The following is a 24028-nucleotide window of genomic DNA, read 5'->3' as shown; positions in this document are numbered from 1 at the left end:
CCCCCAGTGTCGTACGCCGCCCTCTCACGACGAGCGGTGGTCCCGTTCGCAGACGAAGATCGCCGTCCCGGGGATCAGATGGCCGCGCAGCGGGGACCATCCGCCCCACTCCTGGCCGTTCCAGGCCGGCCACTCCGGCTCCACCAGGTCGACCAGCCGGAAGCCGCCCGCCACCACGTCCCGTACCCGGTCGCCCAGGGTCCTGTGATGCTCCACGTACACCGCGTCGCCGCGCTCGTCCTGCTCCACGTACGGCACGCGGTCGAAGTAGGAGGCGGAGACGGAGAGGCCCTCCGGCCCGGGCTCGTCGGGGAACGCCCAGCGGATCGGGTGCGTCACCGAGAAGACCCAGCGGCCCCCCGGCCGCAGCACCCGGTGCACCTCGCGGAACACCTGGACCGGGTCGGCGACGAACGGAACCGCGCCGTAGGCGGAGCAGGCCAGGTCGAAGGAGCCGTCCCGGAAGGGGAGCCGTCCGGCGTCGGCCTCCACGAGGGGGACGCCATCGCCGATGCGCAGGGCGTGCTGGAGCTGGCGGTGGGAGAGGTCCAGGGCGACGGGGCGGGCGCCCCTGGCGGCGAGCCAGCGGGAGCACTGGGCGGCGCCCGCCCCGATCTCCAGGACGTCCAGGCCCTCCAGGGCTGCCGCCGGGCCCAGGAGGGCGGCCTCGGCCTCGTCCAGCCCTTCCGGGCCCCAGACGAAGCGGTCGTCCCCGAGGAAGGCCCCGTGGTCGCTCTGGTACTCGTCGGCGTTACGGTCCCACCAGCCGCGGCTCGCCCGGCTGCTCTCGGCCTCGCCGGCTTCGCGCCGGGTCGCTTCGGGTTCGGACCCGTGGATCTCTTGGCTCATCGTGCCCGTCGTTGTAGTTTGCCTTCACCCGGCTCGCGCGGGTGCCTCCACGGGCCTTACGCATGAGTACGGCCCGTGTGCGCGCGACACACCGCTGTGGCCTGATGTGGCCTCGGCGAACGTGAGTCGCGCCGGGATTCGGGTGGTGTGCCCCGGGTGTGCGCCTTCGCGCATTGACCCTGTCCGGCTGCCCCCGTATGCTACAAGTTGCGCTGCGAGCCTGCGCGCTTCAGACCTAGCAGGCCGCGCTCGCGTCTGTTGCATGTCCCCTCGGTTGTCGAGGCGCCTTCCGGACCACCGGATCGGTGCTTTCCAGGCTGTCCGGCTTCTGCAGAGGCGATAAGGGCTTTCGGCGTAGCAGTACCTACGACTCACTGTCCGTACCGGAGCCCTTTCCCACATGACGAGCAGCACCGAGACCACCGCCACCACTCCGCAGGTTGCGGTCAACGACATCGGCGACGCGGACGCGTTCCTCGCGGCGATCGACGAGACGATCAAGTACTTCAACGACGGCGACATCGTTGACGGTGTCATCGTCAAGGTCGACCGCGACGAGGTCCTCCTCGACATCGGTTACAAGACCGAAGGCGTCATCCCGAGCCGCGAGCTCTCGATCAAGCACGACGTCGACCCGAACGAGGTCGTCAAGGTCGGCGACGAGATCGAGGCCCTGGTTCTCCAGAAGGAGGACAAGGAAGGCCGCCTGATCCTCTCGAAGAAGCGCGCTCAGTACGAGCGTGCCTGGGGCACCATCGAGAAGATCAAGGAAGAAGACGGCATCGTCACCGGTACCGTCATCGAGGTCGTCAAGGGTGGTCTCATCCTCGACATCGGCCTCCGTGGCTTCCTCCCGGCGTCGCTCGTCGAGATGCGTCGCGTCCGCGACCTCCAGCCCTACGTGGGCAAGGAGCTCGAGGCCAAGATCATCGAGCTGGACAAGAACCGCAACAACGTGGTCCTGTCCCGCCGTGCCTGGCTCGAGCAGACCCAGTCCGAGGTCCGCCAGACGTTCCTCACGACCCTGCAGAAGGGTCAGGTCCGCTCCGGCGTCGTCTCCTCGATCGTCAACTTCGGTGCCTTCGTGGACCTGGGTGGCGTCGACGGTCTCGTGCACGTCTCCGAGCTGTCCTGGAAGCACATCGACCACCCCTCCGAGGTCGTCGAGGTCGGTCAGGAAGTCACCGTCGAGGTCCTCGACGTCGACATGGACCGCGAGCGCGTCTCGCTGTCGCTCAAGGCGACGCAGGAAGACCCGTGGCAGCAGTTCGCCCGTACGCACCAGATCGGGCAGGTCGTTCCCGGTAAGGTCACCAAGCTCGTTCCGTTCGGTGCGTTCGTGCGCGTCGACGAGGGCATCGAGGGCCTGGTCCACATCTCCGAGCTGGCCGAGCGCCACGTGGAGATCCCGGAGCAGGTCGTCCAGGTCAACGACGAGATCTTCGTCAAGGTCATCGACATCGACCTCGAGCGCCGTCGCATCAGCCTCTCGCTGAAGCAGGCCAACGAGGCCTTCGGTGGCGACCCGGCGTCGGTCGAGTTCGACCCGACCCTGTACGGCATGGCCGCGTCGTACGACGACCAGGGCAACTACATCTACCCCGAGGGCTTCGACCCCGAGACCAACGACTGGCTCGAGGGCTTCGAGGCGCAGCGCGAGGTCTGGGAGACGCAGTACGCCGAGGCGCAGCAGCGCTTCGAGCAGCACCAGGCCCAGGTCATCAAGTCCCGCGAGGCCGACGAGGCTGCCGCTGCCGAGGGCGCTGCCGCCCCGGCCGGCGCGGCCCCGGCTGCCTCCGGCGGCAGCGGTGGCGGCGGCTCGTACTCCTCGGAGTCCGCGGACAACTCCGGCGCCCTGGCGTCGGACGAGGCCCTGGCTGCCCTGCGCGAGAAGCTGGCCGGCGGCCAGAGCTGACGCTCTGACCCCAGCCGCTCATCGGCTGCAGTAGCTGTAGAGCTGTAGGTGAGGCCCGTCCCCTTCGGGGGGCGGGCCTCACTCGTGTCCGGACACAGGCGATCAGGGCGTGACGGCGATGTTCGTCAGCCCCTTGCCGCCGGTGACCGTGTTGGTGGCGTAGACGGTGGTGAGGCAGCTCGCGCTCCGGTTGGTGACGTTCACGGCGAGCTGCGCGCCACCGGTGGCGCCGGTCAGGTCCGAGGCGTTGTTCCGGAAGACCGTGCCGCAGCCCCAGCCGCTCTGCTGGGTGTGTGTCTCGTATCCGTTGTTCGTGGTGCGGACACCCTTGTTGCCCTCGACGAGCACGTCGTTGCCCTTCACGTCGACCCAGGAGTCGTCGTAGTTGGCGCCTGTCAGTCCACTGCCGTCGAAGGTGTTGCCGATGATCCTCGCCCCGGTGGTGCCTTCCTTGATGTCTATGTTCTCGCCGCCCACGCCCGGGCCGATCGTGTTGCCGATGATCTGCGCGTCGTCGCTCCGGTCGGTGAGATCGCCCGCCGACCCCACGTAGACGCCCTCGCCCATGCCCCGGCCGTCGTGGCCGGTGTCGTGGATCCAGGAGTTCCGCAGGATGCCGCTCCGGCTGGACTTGCGGAAGTGGACGCCCTCCATGTCGAGGCCGTGCACGGTCACCGAGTCGATGACGACGCCGGCCGCCGCGTCGGTCACGATGCCCTTCTGGCCGCCCGTGACCGTGAGGCCGCGCACCGTCCAGTACGACGCTCCGTTCAGGTGCAGGCCGTAGCCGCCACCCGCGGTCAGGACGGCCGCGGAGGATCCGGTGAGGGTGATGCGTGCGGCGGAGGTCGCCGGCACGGTCGCTTTGAAGTTGCCGGTGTACGTCCCGTCGGCGAGCCGGATGGTGCCACCCGGAGCAGCGGACGCGAGGGCTGCCTTCAGCTGGGCGGCGGTGCTCACGTCGACGACCGTGGCAGCCTGGGCGGACCCCGCCGTGAAGGGAAGGGCGCCGGCGGCGAGTGAGGCGGTCAGAAGGGCGGGGATCAGCGTGCGGGTGCGCATGGGGGTGCCTTCCCGTCGAAGGGCTCAGGAGTTCCCGTACGTGAATACCGGGCGGCTGCCTGAATCTGCCGCGACGGTAAGTGCGGTCGATGGACATGTCAAGGTCTGGACCAATGGGCTCCATGTGTCTGCGGAGACCGAGGAAACGTGCGAGATACAAGGACGGCTGACGGCCTGTAATGCGCGTGTGTCAGGATCCGCGCGACGTCAGGGTTCGTACGGGGTAGGGATCCGCGCGACGTCAGGATCCGCGCAACGCCGACGTCCGTGCGACGCCGAGGTCCACGCGACGTCAGGGCCCCGCGCGACGCCGACGCCCGCGCAACGCCAGGGTCGTCCGGAGCCAGGATCACCAGGGGAGTCAGGGAGGGCGCACATGGCGGACACCTCGCCCCGGCGGTGGCGGCCGTCGGCTGAACGCCGGAACCCTCCGCACTCCACGGGGGACAGCAGTCCTCGGCCCCCCCGGGAACTCGGCCGCTCAGCCGAGGTGTTCGCCGACGGGAACGCCGACGTCCGCCTGATCGACGAGGTGGCGGAACGAAGGCCGGTGCGTCGCCGGACGGCCCACGCCGGCACATCCGGATGCGGGATCGCCACACGCTCCTCCCGTCTCCGCCCCGCGCCCGGAGTCCGTCCGGTCTCCCTGTCCCACGGGCCCGATGCCTGCTCCCGCAGGGCTCAACGGCCGTGCCGCACACGCGCACTTCAGTGGTCGGCGCCTCGGCCGCACCCGGCGCCCGACGGCACGGACCGTCGCCTGGGCGCGGAACGCGGCGAGGGTGATGCGCAGCTGTGTCCTCGCGTGGCCGCGAGTCGGACGGGCAGGCGGGAATGCCGCGGCCGCGCGGGGTGTTCTTGTCCAGGAACACGAGGAGGAGCGGTAACCGTGCCTGATCCGCAGAGTTTGTACGAATGGGAGCCGAAGGGCCTGGCCGTCGTCGACATGGCGCTCGCCCAGGAATCGGCCGGCCTGGTCATGCTCTACCACTTCGACGGGTACATCGACGCGGGCGAGACCGGTGAGCAGATCGTCGACGGCCTGCTCGAGACGCTGCCGCACCAGACCGTGGTCCGCTTCGACCACGACCGGCTCGTCGACTACCGGGCGCGCCGCCCGCTGCTGACCTTCAAGCGTGACCGGTGGACGGCGTTCGAGTCGCCCAACCTGGAGCTGAAGGCCGTGCAGGACGCGACGGGTGCGCCGTTCCTGCTGCTCTCCGGACCGGAGCCCGACGTCGAGTGGGAGAGGTTCGCCGCCGCCGTGGAACAGGTCGTGGAGAGGCTCGGTGTCCGCCTCGCGGTCAGCTTCCACGGCATCCCCATGGGCGTCCCGCACACTCGTCCCGTAGGCCTCACCCCGCACGGCAACCGAACAGACCTGATGCCGGGCCACCGCAGCCCGTTCGACGAGGCGCAGGTCCCCGGTTCCGCCGAGGCGCTCGTGGAGTACCGGCTGATGCAGGCCGGCCACGACGTCCTGGGCATCGCCGCCCACGTGCCGCACTACGTCGCCAGGTCCGCCTACCCGGACGCCGCGCTCACCGCCCTGGAGGCGGTCACCGCGGCTACCGGGCTGGTGCTGCCGAGCGTCGCGCACACCCTGCGTACGGAGGCGCACCGCACCCAGACCGAGATCGAGCGGCAGGTCCGGCAGGGTGACGAGGAGCTCGTCTCGCTCGTCGAAGGGCTGGAGCACCAGTACGACGCGGTCGCGGGATCCGAGACCCGGGGCAACCTCGTCGCGGAGCCGGTCGACCTGCCGTCGGCGGACGAGATCGGCCGCGAGTTCGAACGCTTCCTCGCGGAACGTGAGGGCGATTCCTGACCGGACCTCCGGCGGCTCCCCGGCCGGAGGCTAGGCTCGGCGCATGCTTAAAGTGGGCCTGACCGGCGGGATCGGCGCCGGCAAGAGTGAAGTGTCACGTCTGCTCGCACGATACGGAGCCGTGCTGATCGACGCCGACCGGATCGCCCGCGAGGTCGTCGAGCCCGGCACCCCCGGGCTCACGGCCGTCGTCGAAGCCTTCGGCCCCGGAATCCTCGGGGCCGACGGATCCCTGAACCGGCCGGCGCTCGGCTCGATCGTCTTCGCCGACCCCGCGCGCCTGGCGACGCTCAACGCCATCGTCCACCCGCTGGTCGGGGCCCGCTCGGCCGAGCTGGAGCGGGCCGCCGGGCCGGGCGCGGTCGTCGTCCACGACGTCCCGCTGCTCACCGAGAACGGCCTCGCCCCGCTCTACGACCTGGTCGTGGTCGTCGACGCGGAGCCCGCGACCCAGCTCGACCGCCTCGTACGGCTGCGCGGCATGACGGAGTCCGACGCCCGCGCGCGGATGGCCACGCAGGCCAAGCGCGAGGAGCGGCTGGCCGTCGCCGATCTCGTCGTCGACAACGACGGTCCGATGGAGGACCTGGAACCCCAGGTCCGCGCGCTCTGGTCGGAGCTCACCGCACGGGTCGCCGCGAACTGATCCGGCGCCTGTCCGGAATACGCACACCTGGCCGGATGTTGAAAAGCCGAAGGCGAGGGGAAGGATACGTCCGTGCCCGAGAACAATCCGGAAACGCATGTCATCGACTTCCGCGCGGCGGAGCAGCTGCTCGCCGCACGGGACCCGCGGGGTGCTGTCAAGCTGCTCGACTCGGTGATAGCCGCCCACCCGGAGAACACGGCGGCTCGCCTGCTGCGTGCCCGTGCCTTCTTCGCCGCCGCCCAACTGCGCCCTGCCGAGCTTGAGTTCGAGCTGGTCCTGGAGCGTGAGCCGGACAACGCCTTCGCGCACTTCGCCCTGGCCCGCACCTTCCAGCGGGCCGGCAGGCCCGAACAGGCCACCCGTCACTTCCGGCTGGCAGCCGCGCTCGACCCGAAACCGGAGTACCTGCAGGCCGCCCGCTTCGACGACCGGGCCTGATCGCCCCTGGGCCGCGCGCCCCCTCCGGGCAGGGCCCCGGCCCGCGCACCCCCGGGCCGGGGCCGCCCGGATGCCCCTCTTCCGCTCACAGGGCTCTGCGGCGGAGCCAGATTCTCCGGCGGGGCCAAGATTCTCCGGCGGGGCAAGATTCTCCGGCCGGAGCGAGGCTCTCCGGCGGACTCGCTCCGGCCGGACTCAGGGGCCGTACTGCCCCCGGTCGCCCCGCCCCCGGTCACCCCGCCCGCCCCTGTCGGGCTCGTACGGCGGGATCTCCCGGCCCGGCTGGTAATGCGGGCCCTGCCGCAGGTGGCGGACGACGATGCAGAGGTCCGTGATCGTGACGACCAGTAGGACACCGCAGGCAGTGGCCCAGCCAGGGCGTCCGGTCGCGACGAAGGCCACCAGGCCGGGCAAGGCCCAGATCATGCCCCATAGACTCAGCCATAGTCGCATCCGCAGGGGGCTGCGTGCGGTGGACGGTTCACTTCCGGTACGCATCACCATCGCCTCTTCTCCAGCTTGCCCCTGCCGGGCGGCGTATGGAAATGGCGGCGGACGAGGGGGAGCGGGCTGTGGCGACGACGGGACAGGGACATGCGGTCGGGGGGACGTCGTGGGGCGCCCGCGTCGCCCGCCGGTCCAGGGTGCGGGGCGCGCTGCTGGGCGGCGCGATCGGGGACGCGCTGGGCAACCCCGTCGAGTTCCTCTCCCTGGACGGCATCCGCCGTGCCCACGGTGAGCACGGCGTGCGCGGCCCCGTCGCGGACTCCGACGGGGTCGTCGGACGGATCACGGACGACACCCAGATGACGCTCTTCACGGTCGAAGGACTGATCAGGGCCCACGCCCGGGCATCCGCCAAGGGCATCGGAGGCGCGGAGACCGAGCTGGTGCGCAACGCCTACCTGCGCTGGCTGGACACCCAGAACTACCCTTCGCCGCCTTCCCGCGGCGGCGACGACCAGGTGCGGACCGGCCGGCTCAGGCAGGAGCCCTGGCTGTACGCACGCCGCGCGCCCGGCAACGCGTGTCTGACCGGCCTTGCATCCCGCCATGTCCCGGATCCCGGCGCACCGCTCGCCCTCCCCGGTCCCGTCAATCCGCACTCCAAAGGGTGCGGCACGGTGATGAGGTCGGCCCCCTTCGGGCTGCTGGGCGCGGACGCGGCGACGGCCTTCGGGCTCGCCGCCCGATGCGCGCTTATCACCCATGGGCATCCCACCGGGGCGTACGCGGCGGGCGCGCTCGCCGCGATCGTCACGCACCTGCTGGAGGGCGACTCGCCGGCGGGCGCCGTGCTGCGTGCCATGGACCTGTTGGGCCGCCATCGCGGCCACGAGGAGACGACGGCCGCGCTGCGTGCTGCGGTCGACCTCGCGGCTCTGGGCGGGCCCACGGCCGAGCGTGTCGAGTCCCTGGGTGCGGGCTGGGTCGCCGAGGAGGCCCTCGCCATCGCCGTGTACTGCGCGCTGGTGCTCCCGGGGGCCGACGACGTGGCCGAGGCGTTGCTGCTCTCCGTCAACCACTCCGGCGACAGCGACTCCACAGGGGCGGTCTGCGGCAATCTGCTCGGCGCGCGCCACGGTGACGTACGGCTGCCCGCCTCCTGGCTGGTCCTCACCGAGGGGCGGTCGGTGATCGCCGAACTCGCCGACGATCTGTGCACGGAGCTGGAGCAGCCGGTGGCATGGCCGGAGGGCCGCTACCCGCCGTACTGAAGGCAGGTGTTCCGCGGTGCCGGCGGGGAACGCGGAGTTCCACCGAGACGCCGGACCTCGACGAGGAGAGCGGTTCGAGGCCCGTCCGGAGGAGGCCGGGCCCGCCGTCGACCGCCGTCCCGCCCCGGACGCCGTCCGGGGGCCGGCACGGCTCGTGCAGACCTGAGGAAAACCCGATCGAGGTCTCGGGAGGCGATGAATTCCGGTGTCCGGCGCGGTCTACCTGTCCGTAAGCGCCGGGAAACGCGGCGGCAGGAGCCGCACCCCCGCGCCGGCGCACGTCACTCATGAAGCCCTCCGAGGAGACCTCCATGTCCGAAACCGCCGCACCCGCCTCGCTCGCCGCCCCGCATGCCCCCTCCGCGCCGCGCCGACGGGGCCTGGCCTCCGTAGCCCTGACCGGGGCCCGCGTCGTCCTCGCGCTGTTCCTCGGCTTCAGCGCGGTGGCCAAGCTCGTCGCCCACGCGTCGGCCGTCGAGTCGTTCGACCGTATGGGCTGGGGCAGCGGTGCGATGTACACCATCGGGGGCCTGGAGCTGGCCGGTGCGCTGGCCCTGCTGATACCGCTGCTCGCGGGAGTGGGAGCCATCGCCCTGGTCGGGCTGTTCGCCGGTGCGTCCGTCGTCCAGCTGACCCTGCTCGATCCGCCGAACGCGGTCATGCCCGCCCTGCTCATCGCCCTGGCCGTCCTCATCGCCCGGGACGGGCGTGAGCGGACCCGGGATCTGTCCGCGCTGATCCGAGGGCGCGGACGCGGGCCCCGCGCCGGTCAGTGGACGAAGCGGTAGCTGCGCCAGGGCAGGGCGCGCCCGGCGTTGGCGTCGCTGAAGGTGGTCGCCACGTAGGCGCTCTGGCGTCCGGTGCAGTCGGGCGTGGTGTACAGGATGATGTCGACCAGGGTGTTGTTCTCGATCTTCTGCGCACCGGCGGGCTCCATCCGGTGGCAGCCCTTCACCGAGGGACTGTGCACGGTGACGACCTTGTCCTGGTCCGTGCTGTAGGAGACCGGCCCCACCGCCGTGCGCCCGAGCCCGGAGCAGCCCGTGACGGTCAGGGTGAGCAGGACCGCACCGGCGGCGATGCCGGTCCGTCGGCGGAGAACGGTGGGGGGCGCGGTGACGGACATGGGCGGGTCCTCGTCTGCTCGTCCGGCTCATCGGTACGTCACAGGGACGTGCTGGCGCTGGCCACCCTGCCCGGTCCGCGTAGTGCCGGCATCCGGTGCGCGGCCGGCCGGGGCCACTGGCACCCGGACGGAGGTTCAAGGGTGTGCGGATCGGGCATATCGTGTTAATAGGGGCGTGATAGGTGGGTGCGGCGACGCACCCCGGAGGCAGGGGGCCGTGATGGTCCAGGAGCTTGTGGTCGCATTGGTGGCGGTTCTCTCGGGCGGCCTGGTGTACGCCATGGCCGCGGCCCGGGTGGTCAAGCAGTACGAGCGGGGCGTGGTGCTCCGGCTCGGCCGGCTCCATGACGAGGTGCGCCCCCCGGGGTTCACCATGATCGTCCCGGGCATCGACCGCCTCCGGAAGGTGAACATGCAGATCGTGACGATGCCCGTCCCCGCCCAGGACGGGATCACGCGCGACAACGTCACCGTGCGGGTGGACGCGGTCATCTACTTCAAGGTGGTGGACCCGGCGAGCGCGGTGATCCAGGTGGAGGACTACCGGTTCGCGGTGTCCCAGATGGCACAGACCTCGCTGCGGTCGATCATCGGCAAGAGCGACCTGGACGATCTGCTGTCCGACCGCGAGAAGCTGAACCAAGGGCTGGAGCTGATGATCGACAGTCCCGCGGTGGGCTGGGGCGTGCAGATCGACCGCGTGGAGATCAAGGACGTCTCGCTGCCGGAGACGATGAAGCGGTCCATGGCCCGGCAGGCCGAGGCCGACCGTGAGCGGCGCGCCAGGGTCATCAACGCCGACGCGGAGCTGCAGGCGTCGAAGAAGCTCGCCCAGGCCGCGCAGCAGATGTCGACCCAGCCGGCGGCGCTGCAGCTGCGGCTGCTGCAGACCGTGGTCGCTGTCGCGGCCGAGAAGAACTCCACGCTGGTCCTTCCCTTCCCGGTGGAGCTGCTCCGCTTCCTGGAACGCGCGCAGCAGGGGCAGCAGCCGCAGCCGGAGGCCGGTGCCGGGCAGTCGCAGGGTGAGCCCGAGCAGCCGGTGACGGCCCGGCGGCCCGGCGGACCACCCGCCGAGAGCCTGCCCGTGGTGAACCCGTCCGTCGTGGATCCTTCGGCGGGGGGCCCGTCCGTCGTGGACCCGGTCACGGAACAGACGTTCACGGACCAGCCGCTCCCCGACCCGCCTCTCGCCGGCCCGGGGCCCGAGGCGGACGGAGTGCCGGATCCGGACGGAGTGCCGGAGTTCGACCCGGACGTGCTTCCCGAGTTCGATCCGGAACGGCTGTCCGGGCGGTCCCGCAGCAAGCCCTTCACCCGCCACTGACGCGGTCACCCACCCGCTCCACCTGTGGAAACACGGGCGGGGCGGGTGCTGTCACACCCCCCGCCTAGACTCGCCAGGACAGGAGAAGTGCAACGGGACCGAGGCAGGACGGGGGCGGTGGACATGACGCGGCAGACGCAGGACGTCACCGTCGACCGGCTGCTGCGGTGCGCGGCTGTCTTCCTGCCCGCGGAGTTGCCCCGGGACGGCCGGATGGCTTTCTGGGATCCCGAAGGAACCGTCGGCCTCACGGGCCCCGACGCGGTGTGGCCCACCACCGGGCCGGACCTGCCCCTCACCGAGATCACGGTCGTCGGACGGCACGGCACGGACGGTGCCCGCCCCCGTACCGTGCCCGCCGTGGTGCTTCCCGTCGCGGACGTCGTGTCCCTGCTGGCGCGCGCCCGGCACCGTGCCGTGGCCCACCCCGCGACCCGGGCGTGGGGAGCAGCCGCCCTGCACGCCCTCAACCTGGTGGCGCGCGGCAGACTCCTGCCCGGGCTGACGGCCGGCGACCGGGACGCCTGGCGGGCCGGGCCGCGTGACGCGGAGGACATCGCCCACCTGAGGGCGGTCGCCGCCTCGATGCCGCCTGAGGGGCACGCCGTCCCGCTGGAGGGCACACCCCTGCGCGTTCCCGAACCCCGCGCGTTGCTCGGTGCCTTCATGGACGCCGTCGCCGACACCCTCCCCCGGACGCCCGCCGCGGCCCACGCCATGGGGGCGCCGTTCGCCGCCCGCGAGGCACAGCACCTCCCCGACGCCCGCGCCTGGGCCGTCGAGGTGGCCGCAGGACTCGACGCGGGAGTGCGTATCTCGCTCCGGCTCGACCTCTCCGCGTACGACCTCTTCGACTCCTCGGGCGGCACCGGGGAAGCGGCGGACTCCGGAGCGACCGGGGAAGCGGCGGGCTCCGGAGCGACAGGGCCAGCGCCGGACGAGGGCGCGCCCCTGGACGAGGCTCCGGGCGGGATCGCCCCCCGGACCCCGGCCGCCACGCGCCATGCCGCCGCGGCCGTCACCCAGGTGCACAGCCTGGCCGACCCGACGTACGTCACCGACGCGGCCACACTGTGGAGCGGCGGGGCGGGCGAGCCCTTCGGGCCCAGAGCCCGGATCGACGCCGTGCTCGCACTGCGCCGTGCCGCCCGCGTCTGGCCTCCGCTGGAGCGACTGCTCGACCAGCCCGTCCCCGACGTGCTCGCCGTCACCGAGGACGAGCTGTACGAGCTGATCGGCGCGGCCGGAGTACGGCTCGCGGCGGCGGGGGTGGCGCTCCACTGGCCCCGGGAGCTCGCCCGCTCACTCACCGCGTCGGCCGTCGTCCGTCCCGCGCCGGGTTCGGCGACAGACGGCACCTCGTTCTTCGACGCCGAGCAGCTCTTCACGTTCAACTGGCAGCTGTCCCTGGGCGACGACCAGCTCACCGAGGCGGAGATGGACACCCTGGCCGAGGCGCACCGGCCGGTGGTGCGGCTGCGCGACCAATGGGTCGTGGTGGACCCCGCGCTCGTGCGCAAGGCACGGAAGCGGGAGCTCGGTCTCCTGGACCCGGTGGACGCGCTCGGTGTCGCCCTCACCGGCAGCGCCGAGGTCGACGGCGAACACGTCGAAGCAGTGCCGGAAGGAGCCCTCGCCGCTCTCCGCGCGCGCATCCTGGACGAGGACGCAACCCTTCCGGCGCCACCCGGGCTCGATGCCACCCTCCGCGACTACCAGCTCCGCGGACTGGCCTGGCTGGACCGCATGACCTCACTCGGCCTCGGCGGCTGCCTCGCCGACGACATGGGTCTCGGCAAGACGATCACCGTCATCGCCCTCCATCTGCACCGGGCCCACGCCGCCCCCACCCTGGTCGTCTGTCCCGCGTCCCTGCTCGGCAACTGGCACCGCGAGATCAACCGCTTCGCACCCGGCGTCCCCGTGCGCCGCTTCCACGGCACGGACCGCACCCTCGAAGGCACCGACGGCGGCTTCGTCCTCACGACGTACGGCACGATGCGCTCAGGCGCGGAGCAGCTCGCCGGGCACACCTGGGGACTGGTCGTCGCCGACGAGGCACAGCACGTGAAGAATCCGCACTCCTCGACCGCCAGGGCGCTGCGCACCATCCCCGCGCCCGCCCGCGTAGCCCTGACCGGCACCCCCGTCGAGAACAACCTCTCCGAGCTGTGGGCGCTGCTCGACTGGACCACCCCCGGCCTGCTCGGCCCCCTCAAGGCGTTCCGTTCCCGGCACGCCAGGATCGTCGAGAACACCGGCACCGCGGCGGGCCTGGGCAACGAGGAGGCGGTAGAGAGGCTCTCCCGACTCGTCCGCCCCTTCCTGCTGCGCCGCAAGAAGTCCGACCCGGGCATCGCACCCGAGCTGCCGCCCAAGACCGAGACCGACCACCCCGTCTTCCTCACCCGGGAACAGGCCACGCTCTACGAGGCGGCCGTCCGGGAGACCATGGCGTTCATCGAACAGTCGGAGGGCATCGCACGGCGCGGACTGATCATGAAGCTGCTCGGCTCGCTCAAGCAGATCTGCAACCACCCCGCGCAGTATCTGAAGGAGGAGCCGACCCGGCTCACCGGACGCTCGGGCAAGCTCGCCCTGCTCGACGAGCTCCTCGACACCATCCTGTCCGAGGACGGCTCCGTCCTGATCTTCACCCAGTACGTGTCGATGGCCCGGCTCCTCTCCGCCCACCTCGCCTCCCGCGCGATCCCCTCCCAGCTGCTGCACGGCGGCACGCCCGTGCCCGAGCGGGAGCGGATGGTGGACGGCTTCCAGTCCGGTGAGGTCCCCGTCTTCCTGCTCTCGCTCAAGGCGGCGGGCACAGGACTTAATCTCACCCGGGCCGCCCACGTCATCCACTACGACCGGTGGTGGAACCCGGCGGTCGAGGAGCAGGCCACCGACCGTGCCTACCGCATCGGCCAGACCCAGCCCGTGCAGGTGCACCGGCTGATCGCCGAGGGCACGGTCGAGGACCGGATCAGCGAACTGCTGGAGTCCAAACGCGCCCTCGCCGACGCGGTGCTCGGTACCGGCGAGGCAGCCCTGACCGAGCTCAGCGACCGTGACCTGGCCGACCTGGTCTCGCTCCGGAGGACGCCATGAGGCCCGGTGGGAGCCCTGCGGCCCGCCCGGGCCCCGATGATCTGCGGCGTACCTTCGAAGCGGTGCCCGCCCGTGCCTCCGACGCCGACGGGCCCTTCGCGGACAGCTGGTGGGGCCGGGCCTGGGTGGACGCACTGGAATCCCTGTCGATGGACGAGGGGCGTCTCGCCCGCGGCCGTACGTACGCCGACGGCGGCCATGTCGCCGCGATCACCGTCACGCCCGGCCGGGTCATCGCCTACGTCCACGGCAGCCGCCCCCGTCCCTACCGCGCGGAGCTGCGCCTGCGTACGCTGCCGGCGTCCGACTGGGACACGTTCCTGGACGCCGTCGCGGGCCGGCCCGGGCATCTGTCGGCGCTCCTCGACAAGGAGATGCCGCACTCCCTGGTCGACACCGCGGGCGAGGCCGGCATCCGTCTGCTGCCCGCCGCCGGTGATCTGGACCCCGACTGCTCGTGCCCGGACCGGGGCTGGCCCTGCAAGCACGTGGCGGCGCTCTGCTTCCAGACGGCCCGGCTACTGGACAGCGACCCGTTCGTCCTCCTGCTGATGCGCGGCAGAGGTGAGCGCGAGCTCCTCGACGAGCTGGGCCGCCGCAACGCCGAGCACTCCGCCCGTGAGCGCCCGGACACCCCCACCATGCCCTCGGTCGCGGCCCGCGACGCCCTGGCCGACCGTTTCCTGCCGCCGCTGCCCGCCCCCCTGCCGGTGCCGCCGTACCCCGGCGAGCCGCCGTCCTACCCGGAGCTGCCCGGCGCCCGGGACCCGCTCGGCCTCGACCACCTCGCCACGGACGCGGCGGCCCGCGCCCACGCGCTGCTCACCACCGGGGACGACCCGCTCGCCGGGCTCAGCACCTGGCAGGACGCCGTACGGATCGCCGCGTCGCGCCCCACCGCCGGGCTCACCGCCACGACCCGGGCGCTCTACCGAGAGCTCGCCTTCGCCACAGGACACAGCACCACGGACCTGGCCCGGGCCGTCGCCGCCTGGCGGCAGGGCGGCGCGGAAGGGCTGGAGGTGCTGGAGACCCCGTGGGACCCGCCGGCCGGCCCGTTCGACCGGGCCAGGCCCGCCCTCGCCGCAGCCGACTTCCCGCGCTTCCAGCCTTGGCGCAACCACCTGACCAACGCCGCCGGCACCCTCCAGCTCCGATTCGGCCACGACAGCCGCTGGTACGGCTACGAATCCGACCCGGGTGAGGACGACTGGTGGCCCCGGGCGACACCGGACCCCGACCCGGTCGCCGCCCTCTCAGCTCTGCGCGGCTGACTGCTCCGCAGGGCCGCCCTCAGCTCTGCAGGAACACCAGCAGCACGACGATCACGACCGCGCACAGCGGGAGCATCACCCGACGGGCCCTGCGGAAGGACTCGTTCTCCTGGTCGGTCCGTCCGCGGGTGGCATCGTGTGACCCGGCCAGATGGTCCCAGGCCATGGCGTCGATCCGCTGCGTGGTGAGCAGCGACGGAGACCAGTCGCAGTGCGCGCAGGCGAGGAGATCGCGATACGGGTCGTACCGGAAGTCGCGCTCGACGTTCACCGTGAACACCTGGCCCCCGGGGGCGATGGCGGTGAAGTGGCGTATCGCCGCACCCATGTCGATCGCTCCCCGTCCGGATTCGTCGTGACTGCCGAGGGCCCGCTCGGCCGGCCGGGCCACCGATTGCCGGGCGTAGGCCTACTCGTACGCGGAGGGGATCCGTTCCCCCTGCGGGCCCCGCGCGGGCGGTCCGGCGCCGGGTGCAGCGGGATCAGCTCGTACGAACGCTCCCGCTCGACGACCCCGCTGGAGTGTGCCACTGCTCCGGCCCTCCTGGGCGGTGAGCCCGCCCGGGGGATTCGGCGTGCCCGTGCGGTCGGCGAACGCCGGACCCACGGCCCGTCACGCCCGTTTCGCCGTAATGGCGTTCGGCCACCGGGGCGCGGACGGCTCCCGTCGGCGCCCACCGTGGCACGGGAGTGCCGCGCCCACGCGGCGGGCCATCCGGGGCCAGGCCGGACCATCCGTGACGGTGAGCCGCTACGTGCCCGTCGCCGGGGCGCCGGGAAGCGAGACCCCGCGTCCCGCGAAGAAGCGCTCGAAGACAGGCAGGGGAAGACCGGCCGCGCGCGTCCCGGCCGTCGTTCCCGACGGGTTGTGGAAGTGCACGCCGGCGCCGTCCGCCGTTCGGGAGGTCAGCAGCACCAGGTGGCCGCGGCGCTTCGGAGCGGGCCGTCCGGGATGCCGGATCCCGTGGTGCACGGAGGCCATCACCCTCCGGCCCTCGTCCAGCAGGCCCAGGATTCCGGCGGGGGAGAGGTGCCGGTGGGCGACCGCTTCGAGGCCGTGGACCTCGGACGCGTCCCGGGCGAAGGGAGCGTAGACCAGCCCCTTGATCACCCCGTCGGCATCCTCGGCGTACGCCTCGTACTCCGACGCGCCGTCCCGCAGGGCGAACAGGGACGGTGACCCGGCGCCGAGCGCCATGCTCAGGCAGGCCATACCGCACAGATGGCCTGCCCAGCGTGCGTACTCGGCCGGTGACGCCGCACCTGAGTCCGCCCAGCGGGGGTCCTCCGCCGGATCCAGCCCGCCCTCGACGATCGCCCCCACCGGACCGGGCGACACGAACTGGGTCTGCACGGGGTTCCGCAGGTCCGGCAGATCACTGGCGGTATCCGCTCAGGAAGCGGCCGATACGGCTGATGGCGGCGTCCAGGTCGTCGACGTGCGGCAGGGTGAGGATGCGGAAGTGGTCCGGGCGCGGCCAGTTGAAGCCGGTGCCCTGCACCACCTGGATCTTCTCCCGCAGCAGCAGATCCAGGACGAACCGCTCGTCGTCCACGATGTCGTGGACCTTCGGGTCGATGCGCGGGAAGGCGTACAGCGCGCCCTTCGGCTTCACGCACGACACCCCGGGGATCTCGTTGAGACGCTCCCACGCCCGGTCGCGCTGCTCGTGCAGCCTGCCGCCCGGGGCGGTCAGTTCCTTGATCGACTGCCGGCCGCCGAGGGCCGCCTGGATCGCGTACTGGGCGGGGGCGTTGGGGCACAGCCGCATGGAGGCGAGCATGGTGAGCCCCTCCAGATAGCTTCGGGCGTGCTGCTTCGGGCCCGACACCACCATCCAGCCCGAGCGGAAGCCCGCGACCCGGTACGTCTTGGACAGCCCGCTGAAGGTGAGGCAGAGCAGATCGGGGGCCAGGACCGCCACGCTGTGGTGTTCGGCGTCGTCGTACAGGATCTGGTCGTAGATCTCGTCGGCCAGCACCATCAGGCCGTGACGGCGAGCCAGGTCGAGCATGCCCTCGAGGACCTCGCGGGGGTAGACGGCGCCCGTCGGGTTGTTCGGGTTGATGATCACCATGGCCCGGGTGCGGTCGGTGATCTTCGAGGCCATGTCGGCGAGATCGGGATTCCAGTCCGCACCCTCGTCGCACATGTAGTGCACGGCCTTCCCGCCCGCCAGCGTCGTCGCCGCGGTCCAGAGCGGGAAGTCGGGGCTCGGGACGAGAATCTCGTCGCCGTCCTCCACCAGGGCCTGCACCGCCATGGAGATCAGCTCCGAGACCCCGTTGCCGAGGAAGATGTCGTCCACGTCGACATCGGCCAGCCCCATCGCCTGATAACGCTGCGCGACGGCTCGGCGCGCGGACAGGATCCCGCGCGAGTCGGTGTAGCCGTGTGCCTTCGGCAGCATCCGGATCATGTCCTGGACGATCTCCTCCGGCGCCTCGAAGCCGAAGAGCGCCGGGTTGCCCGTGTTGAGGCGGAGCACACTGTGGCCCGCCTCCTCCAGGGCGTTCGCCTGCTCGATGACCGGCCCCCGGATCTCGTAACAGACCTCGTTGAGCTTGCTGGACTGCCGGAACTCCATGGCGTGCCTCCCCGAAGCGAATTGCGATACTTGGTTTTACCAAGCTCAGGCTTGGAAAGTCCAACAACATGTCTAGACTGCGTCGCATGCCACGTCAGCAGCAGCCCGCACGCCCCGCCCGCCGCCGGAGCTACGACCAGTTCTGCGCCACCGCCCGCGCCCTCGACTCCGTCGGCGACCGGTGGACCCTGCTGATCGTCCGTGAACTGCTGGCCGGCCCGCGCCGCTACACGGATCTGCACGCCGATCTGCCCGGAGTCAGTACGGACGTGCTGGCCTCCCGGCTCAAGGACATGGAGCAGGGCGGCCTGGCCGTGCGCCGCCGCCTGCCGCCTCCCGCGGCCGCAGCGGTCTACGAACTGACCGAGCACGGCCGCGGACTGCTCCCGGTGCTCACCGCACTCGCCCGGTGGGGCACCCCCGCGCTCGACGAACGCCGCCCCACGGACGCGGTGAGGGCCCACTGGTTCGCGCTGCCGCTGCTGAGGGCCCTGGGTGGCCTCACCCACGGCGGGATCGTCGAAGTCAGGCTCGCGGAGGGTGAGTTCCACATCAGTACCGGGCCGGAGGCGGAGGGACGTGAGGTGTACGGATACGGTCCCGCCGGCCACCCGGACGCCGTCCTCGTGCTGGACGCGGAAGTCGTCCTGGCCCTCGGGCGCGGCGAGGGCACCCTCGCGGAAGCGGTGGAGGAAGGCCGGGCGGAAGTGCTCGGGGAAGGGCCGCTCGCTGACGAACTCCGCGGCGGACAGCGCTCACGAGCCTGACGTCATACTCTCAACTGGCCATGAGCGTAGACGTGTTCATCGGGCTAATGCTGAGGAGTCGGTCATGGGGTTCGACGGTGCGGTCGGTGCGACGAGCGGTACGAGCGGGACGAGCGCAAGGTATGTGAAGAAGCGGGGGCCGCTGCGAAAGGCCCTGCTCGTGGGCGTCTGCGTGGCCGCGTCGGGCCTCGTGCCGGCGGCGGCCGTCGCCACGCCGGGCAGCGGGGTGAGCGGCACGGTCGTCGCCGAGGGCACGTCCGAGGGCAAGCTCAGGGTGAAGACCCCTGAGGGCCGCACGGACGTGACCTTCCGGGAGATCACCGTGGCGCCCGGCGGGTCCACCGGCTGGCACACCCACAGCGGGCAGCTGATCGCCGTCGTCAAGTCCGGGACGCTCACCCGGACCCTCCACGACTGCTCGGTGGAGGCGACACCCGCGGGGACGTCCTTCATCGAACCGTCCGGGTCCGGGCACCGGCACATCGGACGCAACCTCGGGACCGAACCCGTCGTGCTGTGGGTGACGTATCTGCTTCCCGAGGGAAGCGCGCTGTCCGACGACGCCGACGCGGTGGACTGCCCGGCGTCGCGGTAGCGACAGGTCCGGTCAGTTGGCGGGAGTCTCGCCGTAGGCGCCGAAGCCCGCCACGACCAGGCCGTCTTCGAAGGTGAGTACCTCGTACACGCGGCCGCCGATCTGGTTGAGGTAGTCGATGACCAGCGCGTCGACGCCCGCGCGTACGTCCATCACCTCGAACTCCAGGTCCGGGATCCGCTCCAGGCCCGCCGCCCAGTACGCGCGCAGGGCGGCCTTGCCGTGCACGGTCCCGACCGGGTCGCCCGTCAGCCGGGCGATCATCGGAGAGCTGAAGGTCACGTCGTCGTGGTAGTGCGCGAGGATGCGGTCCAGGTCATGAGAGTTCCAGTCGTCCTGCCACCGGCCGGCGAACCGGCGGGCGAAGGTGAGATCCATACGGATCATGATGCGACGGGGCCATGATGGATGCGTGCACTTTGAAGCCATTACCTGGGAACGGCTGGCCCGGACCCTCGCCGGTCACGCCGACGGAATCGAACCGGCCGACGGCGGGTCCTGGCTGAGGATCGGCGTCGACGGTGCTCCCGCAGCCCGCCCCGAAGAACCCGCCGCGCACCTCGCCGAGGCGCTCCGGGCCCGCGGGCGCCCGGTGCTCACCGTCTCCACCGGCGGTTTCCTGCGTCCGGCGAGCCTCCGCTACGAATACGGCAAGGAGGACCCGGACTCGTACGCCGACAGCTGGTTCGACACCGGCGCGCTGTGGCGCGAGGTGTTCCGTCCGCTCGAGGCGGGCGGCAGCGGACGGGTCCTGCCCGATCTCTGGAACCCCGGCACGGACCGGGCGACCCGCAGCCCGTACCAGGTGCTCCCCGAGGGCGGGGTGCTGATCCTCCACGGGCCCCTTCTCCTCGGGCACTGGTTCCCCTTCGACCTCGGGATCCACCTGAGCCTCTCACCCGGTGCGCTCCGGCGGCGTACGGAGGAGGGCGAGTGGTGGACGCTGCCCGCCTTCGCGCGGTACGAGGAGGAGGTGGCTCCGGCCGGACGTGCGGACGTGGTCGTACGCGCCGACGACCCGCACCACCCCGCCTGGACGGGTCTGGGCGGCTGAGGCCGTCGTCCGGGTCCGGCGGGCCCTGGGAAGGGCCGCAGGGGGACGCCTGCGGCCGGCCGCTCTCCGTCGCTTCCCACGGAGGTGGCCGGGTTCCGAGCCCCGAGCCTTAGCCGGTCGGAAGCCGGCCTCGACCCCTCTCTTTCCGGTGGCCGGGAGGACGAGCAGCCGGCTGCCACCGGCGACCTTGGACGGCCCGGTCGCTCCAGGCGGCCACCGGCCACGTGGACTGCCGGTCGGACCCGGCGTGTACGGGGCCGCGTGTGACCGGCCCTCCGGCCGGGAGGACGAGCAGCCGGCTGCCACCGGCGACCTTGGACTGCCCGGTCGCACCAGGCTGCCACCGGCCACCGTGGACTGCCGGTCGGACCCGGCGTGTACGGGGCCGCGTGTGACCGGCCCTCCGCGGCGCCGTTCGGCGGCTCACACCGGGCGGCCCCCGACCGTGGCGACCGCTTCCGCCCCGGCCCGGCAACCCGCCGCGGCCGCCCCGGCATCGTCGGCCCCGGCGATGAGCGCCGCCAGGAAACCACCGGTGAAGGCGTCCCCCGCGCCCGTCGAGTCGACCGGGGCGCGGACCGCCATGGCGGGCACGCGCGCGGTCACGGTGCCGCCGGCCGCGAGCACGACGCCCCTGTCCCCGAGCGTGACGGCGACCCGGCCCACGTGCCGGCTCAGCTTGGCCGCCGCGTCGGCGGGGTCGGGAAGCCCGGTCAGCTCGCGGGCCTCGTCCGCGTTGGGCAGCAGCAGATCCACACCCTCGACCAGATCCAGGAACTCCGCGGCGCCGAGTCCCGCGATGAACCCCGCCGAGGCCGGATCCACGCTCGCCGGGACGCCCCGCCGACGGGCTTCCCGGAGCGCGAGTCCCGCCGTCGCCCGGCTCCGCGGCGCGAAGAGGAGATAGCCGGACACATGCAGTCGGGCGGCGCCGTCGAGCAGTGAAGGTGACCAGTCGCCGGGGGAGAGGCGCAGGACCGCCCCGCTGTCGGTGAGGAAGGTGCGTTCGGACGAGGAGTCGACCAGCGCCACCACCGTGCCCGTCGGCGCGTCGTCGTCCACGCGCAGCAGCGGACGCACCCCCGCCCGTAGCAGCACGTCCCGGTGCCAGACCGCGGACTCCGCCCCGGCCCTGGCGAGCAGCCGGACGTCCCGGCAGCCCGAACGCACGGCCCAGCAAGCCGCGTTGGCCCCTGCTCCGCCCGGCAGTGTGCTGATGCGCGCAGGAGTGTCCGTGCCGTGGGCCGGTGCCGACGCGTGCCGTACGACCACGTCGGTCACCACCTCCCCGACGACGAGCAGACCGCCCCCGCCCACGGAGCCGCCGGCCGTGTTCACCCTGCGGCCGCCGCGACGGCGATCCGCGCGGCGAGTCGCACATTTCCGCGTACGGCGGCGAGATTGGCCTCCAGGGAGGCCCCACCGGTGTCCCGCATCAGGAACTCCAGCAGGAACGGGGTGACGGCCTGCCCCGTGATCCCCCGCTTCCGGCAGGCGTCCAGAGCCCCGGCGAGCACCCGGTCGTGCACCACCGGGTCCAACTGCTCGTCCTCCGGCACCGGGTTGGCGACGACCAGCGCCGTGGGCGGACCGCCCAGCCGCTCCCGCACCCGCATCACGGCCGCGACCTCCTCCGGCGTGCGCACGGTCCAGTCGACCCGCTCGCCGGAGCTGCTCAGGTAGAAGCCGGGGAAGTGCTCCGTCCCGTAGCCCAGTACGCCGACGCCGAGCGTCTCCAGGCGCTGCAACGTTGCGGGCACGTCCAGGATCGACTTCACGCCCGCGCACACCACCGTGATCCCGGTCCGGGCGAGCAGCCGGAGGTCCGCGGACTCGTCCTGCGTCCGTGTCCACCCGCGGTGTACGCCGCCGAGCCCGCCGGTGGCGAAGACGCCCAGACCGGCGCGTGCCGCGAGGAAGGCCGTCGCTGACACGGTGGTGGCCCCGCTCGCGCCGAGGGCCAGCGCGGGCGCGAGATCACGGTGCCCCAGTTTGCGTACGCCGGGGTCCTCGGCGACCCGCTGCAACTGGTCGCTCCGCAGGCCCACATGTGCCCGGCCGTCCAGTACTGCGACCGTGGCGGGGACGGCCTCGGCCTTCCGCACGAGATCCTCCAGTTCCCGGGCGACCTGGAGGTTGCGGGGGCGCGGAAGTCCGTGCGCGATGATCGTCGACTCCAGGGCGACCACGGGCCGCCGTTCGTCGAGGGCCTCCCGCACCTCTCCGGAGAGTACGAGGGCGGTGCGGCCGGTTTCCCGCGACAGGGGTGCCGATGGATTCTGAGGCATGCCCCATCCCTGTCGCGGGCACGGGCGCCGCAAACCCGCAACTCCCGTGGTGTCGCGGCCCGGCGTCGAGCGGACCGTCAGGCCTTCGCGGAATCCGGGGACCGAGGAGCCACCGCCCGGCGCAGCGCGAGCGCGGCCATCGGCAGGAGGAGGCAGGCGGCGACCGCGTTGAGCCAGCCGTAGCCCAGCCGGGAGACGATCACTCCGGCGACGGCGCCTCCGATGCCGGCCGCCGAGTTCATCGTGAGGTCGGAGAGCCCCTGCACGGCGGCCCGCGCCGCCTGCGGCACCGAGTCGGTGAGCAGCGCGGAGCCGGCGACCAGGCCCGCCGACCAGCCGAGCCCCAGGACGAACAGGCCCGCGGCCGTCCGGGTGTGCCCGTCACCCGACGTACCGGCCAACACCGCCGCGCAGCACAGCAGTCCGGCGGCCAGTCCGATGACGGGGAGCCGGCCGACCCGGTCGGAGAGCCAGCCCATGACGGGGGACAGCGCGTACATGCCCGCGATGTGTCCGCTGATGACCAGGCCGATCAGCTGGATGTCCGCGCCGTGGTGCCCCAGATGGACAGGGGTCATCACCATGACGGAGACCATCACGGTGTGGGACACGGCGACGGTCACGAGTGCCAGCCGGGCCATCGGGGTCGCCCGCACCACCGCGATCCCGGCCCGCAGCGAGCGGCTCGCGGCGGCTGTCGTGTCCTCGGGGGCGAGCGCCCGCGCGGTCAGCAGCGGATCGGGGCGCAGCAGCACGGCGACGACGGTCCCGGTGAGCAGGAAGATGATGACGGCCCAGGCGAAGGGACCCGCCGTCTCGGGCAGGAAGGTGCCCTGGAAGACACGGCTCGCGGGTGCGGCGATGTTCGGGCCGAGTACGGAACCGATCGTGGTGGCCCAGATGACCGTGGAGATCGCCCGGCCGCGCCGCTCCGGCTCCGCGAGGTCGGCCGCAGCGAACCGCGCCTGGAGATTCGCCGACGAGCCCGCACCGAAACCGGCCATCCCGAGCAGCAGCAGGGGGAAGCTGCCCACGACGGAGGCGGTCACCACGAGGAAGGCTCCGAGGGCCCCGATCAGGTAGGCCAGGACGAGTCCGGCACGCCTGCCCCGCGAGGTCATCAGGGCGGCCAGCGGCAGCGACAGCAGCGCCGTACCAGCGACGGAGGCGGTCGGCGCGAGCCCGGACAGGGCCTCGGAACCACTCACCTCGGCGGCCAGGACCGGGGCGAGGGCGATACCGACGGCCACGCCCAGGCCGCCGAGTATCTGGCTGCCGATGAGTACGGCGGATATCCGGCGCCGCAGGGCCGGCAGATCGGCGGATGTGATCCGGGGCCCGGGGGATGCTGTCGTCACCGCCGCAGTGTTCCATCTCAAGCAGTCGCGCGACATCGTGCGGTCGTGCGAGGACAGGCGCGACCGGGCGGTGGGGTGCGCTGGGGG

The 24028-nt window shown here is 72.3% G+C and carries 23 protein-coding genes; 12 read left to right on the top strand and 11 right to left on the bottom strand.

Features of this window, described 5'->3' with window-relative positions:
- Positions 1 to 24: 24 nt before the first annotated feature.
- Positions 25 to 849 (bottom strand): class I SAM-dependent methyltransferase, encoded by an 825-nt coding sequence (locus tag HED23_RS24795; RefSeq protein WP_203185592.1) that lies wholly within the window; start codon positions 847 to 849, stop codon positions 25 to 27.
- Positions 850 to 1249: 400 nt separating this feature from the next.
- On the opposite strand from HED23_RS24795, the gene rpsA reads away from it, so the two are divergent.
- Positions 1250 to 2764 (top strand): 30S ribosomal protein S1, encoded by a 1515-nt coding sequence (gene rpsA / locus HED23_RS24790; RefSeq protein ID WP_104789902.1) that lies wholly within the window; start codon positions 1250 to 1252, stop codon positions 2762 to 2764.
- A 102-nt stretch (positions 2765 to 2866) separates the two neighbouring features.
- Here the strand turns inward: rpsA and HED23_RS24785 are convergent, their stop codons facing one another.
- Positions 2867 to 3826, bottom strand: coding sequence for a right-handed parallel beta-helix repeat-containing protein (locus HED23_RS24785; RefSeq protein ID WP_203185591.1), 960 nt, complete (start codon positions 3824 to 3826; stop codon positions 2867 to 2869).
- Between the two features lie 889 nt (positions 3827 to 4715).
- Here HED23_RS24785 and HED23_RS24780 point away from each other — a divergent pair.
- The 3 genes from HED23_RS24780 (at position 4716) to HED23_RS24770 (ending at position 6741) form a co-directional block, all read left to right on the top strand.
- Positions 4716 to 5654, top strand: coding sequence for a PAC2 family protein (locus HED23_RS24780; RefSeq protein WP_203185590.1), 939 nt, complete (start codon positions 4716 to 4718; stop codon positions 5652 to 5654).
- 43 nt (positions 5655 to 5697) lie between these two features.
- A complete protein-coding gene (gene coaE / locus HED23_RS24775; RefSeq protein WP_203185589.1) occupies positions 5698 to 6300 on the top strand; it encodes a dephospho-CoA kinase in 603 nt (200 codons plus the stop codon).
- A 72-nt stretch (positions 6301 to 6372) separates the two neighbouring features.
- Positions 6373 to 6741, top strand: coding sequence for a tetratricopeptide repeat protein (locus tag HED23_RS24770; protein ID WP_203185588.1), 369 nt, complete (start codon positions 6373 to 6375; stop codon positions 6739 to 6741).
- Positions 6742 to 6936: 195 nt separating this feature from the next.
- Here HED23_RS24770 and HED23_RS24765 read toward each other — a convergent pair whose 3' ends face one another.
- Positions 6937 to 7194, bottom strand: coding sequence for a DUF6343 family protein (locus HED23_RS24765; protein WP_420803088.1), 258 nt, complete (start codon positions 7192 to 7194; stop codon positions 6937 to 6939).
- 119 nt (positions 7195 to 7313) lie between these two features.
- Here HED23_RS24765 and HED23_RS24760 point away from each other — a divergent pair, with 119 nt between their 5' ends.
- Entirely contained in the window at positions 7314 to 8459 is a 1146-nt protein-coding gene (locus tag HED23_RS24760; protein WP_238442098.1) for an ADP-ribosylglycohydrolase family protein, read from the top strand.
- 311 nt (positions 8460 to 8770) lie between these two features.
- Complete coding sequence (locus tag HED23_RS24755; protein ID WP_203185586.1) at positions 8771 to 9247, top strand: DoxX family protein; 477 nt, start codon at positions 8771 to 8773, stop codon at positions 9245 to 9247.
- On the opposite strand, the gene HED23_RS24750 is transcribed toward HED23_RS24755, so the two are convergent.
- Positions 9229 to 9585 carry a hypothetical protein gene (locus HED23_RS24750; protein ID WP_203185585.1) on the bottom strand — a complete coding sequence of 119 codons (357 nt, stop codon included), beginning with the start codon at positions 9583 to 9585 and terminating at the stop codon, positions 9229 to 9231. The two genes, HED23_RS24755 and HED23_RS24750, sit on opposite strands and share 19 nt — an antisense overlap.
- Before the next feature lie 220 nt (positions 9586 to 9805).
- Here HED23_RS24750 and HED23_RS24745 point away from each other — a divergent pair, with 220 nt between their 5' ends.
- The 3 genes from HED23_RS24745 (at position 9806) to HED23_RS24735 (ending at position 15291) form a co-directional block, all read left to right on the top strand.
- Positions 9806 to 10909 carry a slipin family protein gene (locus tag HED23_RS24745; RefSeq protein WP_203185584.1) on the top strand — a complete coding sequence of 368 codons (1104 nt, stop codon included), beginning with the start codon at positions 9806 to 9808 and terminating at the stop codon, positions 10907 to 10909.
- A gap of 123 nt (positions 10910 to 11032) precedes the next feature.
- Positions 11033 to 14017, top strand: coding sequence for a DEAD/DEAH box helicase (locus tag HED23_RS24740; protein ID WP_203185583.1), 2985 nt, complete (start codon positions 11033 to 11035; stop codon positions 14015 to 14017).
- Positions 14014 to 15291 carry an SWIM zinc finger family protein gene (locus tag HED23_RS24735; RefSeq protein WP_203185582.1) on the top strand — a complete coding sequence of 426 codons (1278 nt, stop codon included), beginning with the start codon at positions 14014 to 14016 and terminating at the stop codon, positions 15289 to 15291. The genes HED23_RS24740 and HED23_RS24735 overlap by 4 nt, the downstream gene beginning before the upstream one ends.
- A 19-nt stretch (positions 15292 to 15310) precedes the next feature.
- On the opposite strand, the gene HED23_RS24730 is transcribed toward HED23_RS24735, so the two are convergent.
- From HED23_RS24730 to HED23_RS24720, 3 genes are all read right to left on the bottom strand, one after another.
- Positions 15311 to 15619 (bottom strand): hypothetical protein, encoded by a 309-nt coding sequence (locus tag HED23_RS24730; protein WP_203185581.1) that lies wholly within the window; start codon positions 15617 to 15619, stop codon positions 15311 to 15313.
- Between the two features lie 423 nt (positions 15620 to 16042).
- Positions 16043 to 16645, bottom strand: coding sequence for a C39 family peptidase (locus HED23_RS24725; protein WP_238442097.1), 603 nt, complete (start codon positions 16643 to 16645; stop codon positions 16043 to 16045).
- Between the two features lie 22 nt (positions 16646 to 16667).
- Positions 16668 to 17879, bottom strand: coding sequence for a pyridoxal phosphate-dependent aminotransferase (locus HED23_RS24720; RefSeq protein WP_203185580.1), 1212 nt, complete (start codon positions 17877 to 17879; stop codon positions 16668 to 16670).
- Between the two features lie 86 nt (positions 17880 to 17965).
- Here HED23_RS24720 and HED23_RS24715 point away from each other — a divergent pair, with 86 nt between their 5' ends.
- Both HED23_RS24715 and HED23_RS24710 read left to right on the top strand, forming a co-directional pair.
- A complete protein-coding gene (locus HED23_RS24715) occupies positions 17966 to 18646 on the top strand; it encodes a winged helix-turn-helix transcriptional regulator (protein ID WP_238442096.1) in 681 nt (226 codons plus the stop codon).
- Positions 18647 to 18710: 64 nt separating this feature from the next.
- Complete coding sequence (locus HED23_RS24710) at positions 18711 to 19241, top strand: cupin domain-containing protein (protein ID WP_203185578.1); 531 nt, start codon at positions 18711 to 18713, stop codon at positions 19239 to 19241.
- Positions 19242 to 19253: 12 nt separating this feature from the next.
- Here the strand turns inward: HED23_RS24710 and HED23_RS24705 are convergent, their stop codons facing one another.
- The gene (locus HED23_RS24705) at positions 19254 to 19619 is read right to left on the bottom strand and encodes a nuclear transport factor 2 family protein (protein ID WP_203185577.1); all 366 of its coding nucleotides are present in this window, start codon (positions 19617 to 19619) and stop codon (positions 19254 to 19256) included.
- Between the two features lie 34 nt (positions 19620 to 19653).
- Here HED23_RS24705 and HED23_RS24700 point away from each other — a divergent pair, with 34 nt between their 5' ends.
- Entirely contained in the window at positions 19654 to 20295 is a 642-nt protein-coding gene (locus tag HED23_RS24700; RefSeq protein WP_203185576.1) for a uridine kinase, read from the top strand.
- A gap of 423 nt (positions 20296 to 20718) precedes the next feature.
- On the opposite strand, the gene HED23_RS24695 is transcribed toward HED23_RS24700, so the two are convergent.
- The 3 genes from HED23_RS24695 to HED23_RS24685 form a co-directional block, all read right to left on the bottom strand.
- A complete protein-coding gene (locus HED23_RS24695) occupies positions 20719 to 21633 on the bottom strand; it encodes a carbohydrate kinase family protein (protein WP_238442095.1) in 915 nt (304 codons plus the stop codon).
- The gene (locus HED23_RS24690) at positions 21630 to 22583 is read right to left on the bottom strand and encodes a pseudouridine-5'-phosphate glycosidase (protein WP_203185575.1); all 954 of its coding nucleotides are present in this window, start codon (positions 22581 to 22583) and stop codon (positions 21630 to 21632) included. Before HED23_RS24690 ends, HED23_RS24695 begins: the two co-directional genes overlap by 4 nt.
- Positions 22584 to 22660: 77 nt before the next feature.
- Positions 22661 to 23977, bottom strand: coding sequence for an MFS transporter (locus HED23_RS24685; RefSeq protein ID WP_238442094.1), 1317 nt, complete (start codon positions 23975 to 23977; stop codon positions 22661 to 22663).
- Between the last annotated feature and the right edge of the window lie 51 nt (positions 23978 to 24028).

Source organism: Streptomyces pratensis, assembly GCF_016804005.1.
Lineage (GTDB): Bacteria > Actinomycetota > Actinomycetes > Streptomycetales > Streptomycetaceae > Streptomyces > Streptomyces pratensis_A.
This window is presented reverse-complemented; position numbering and strand designations above follow the sequence as displayed.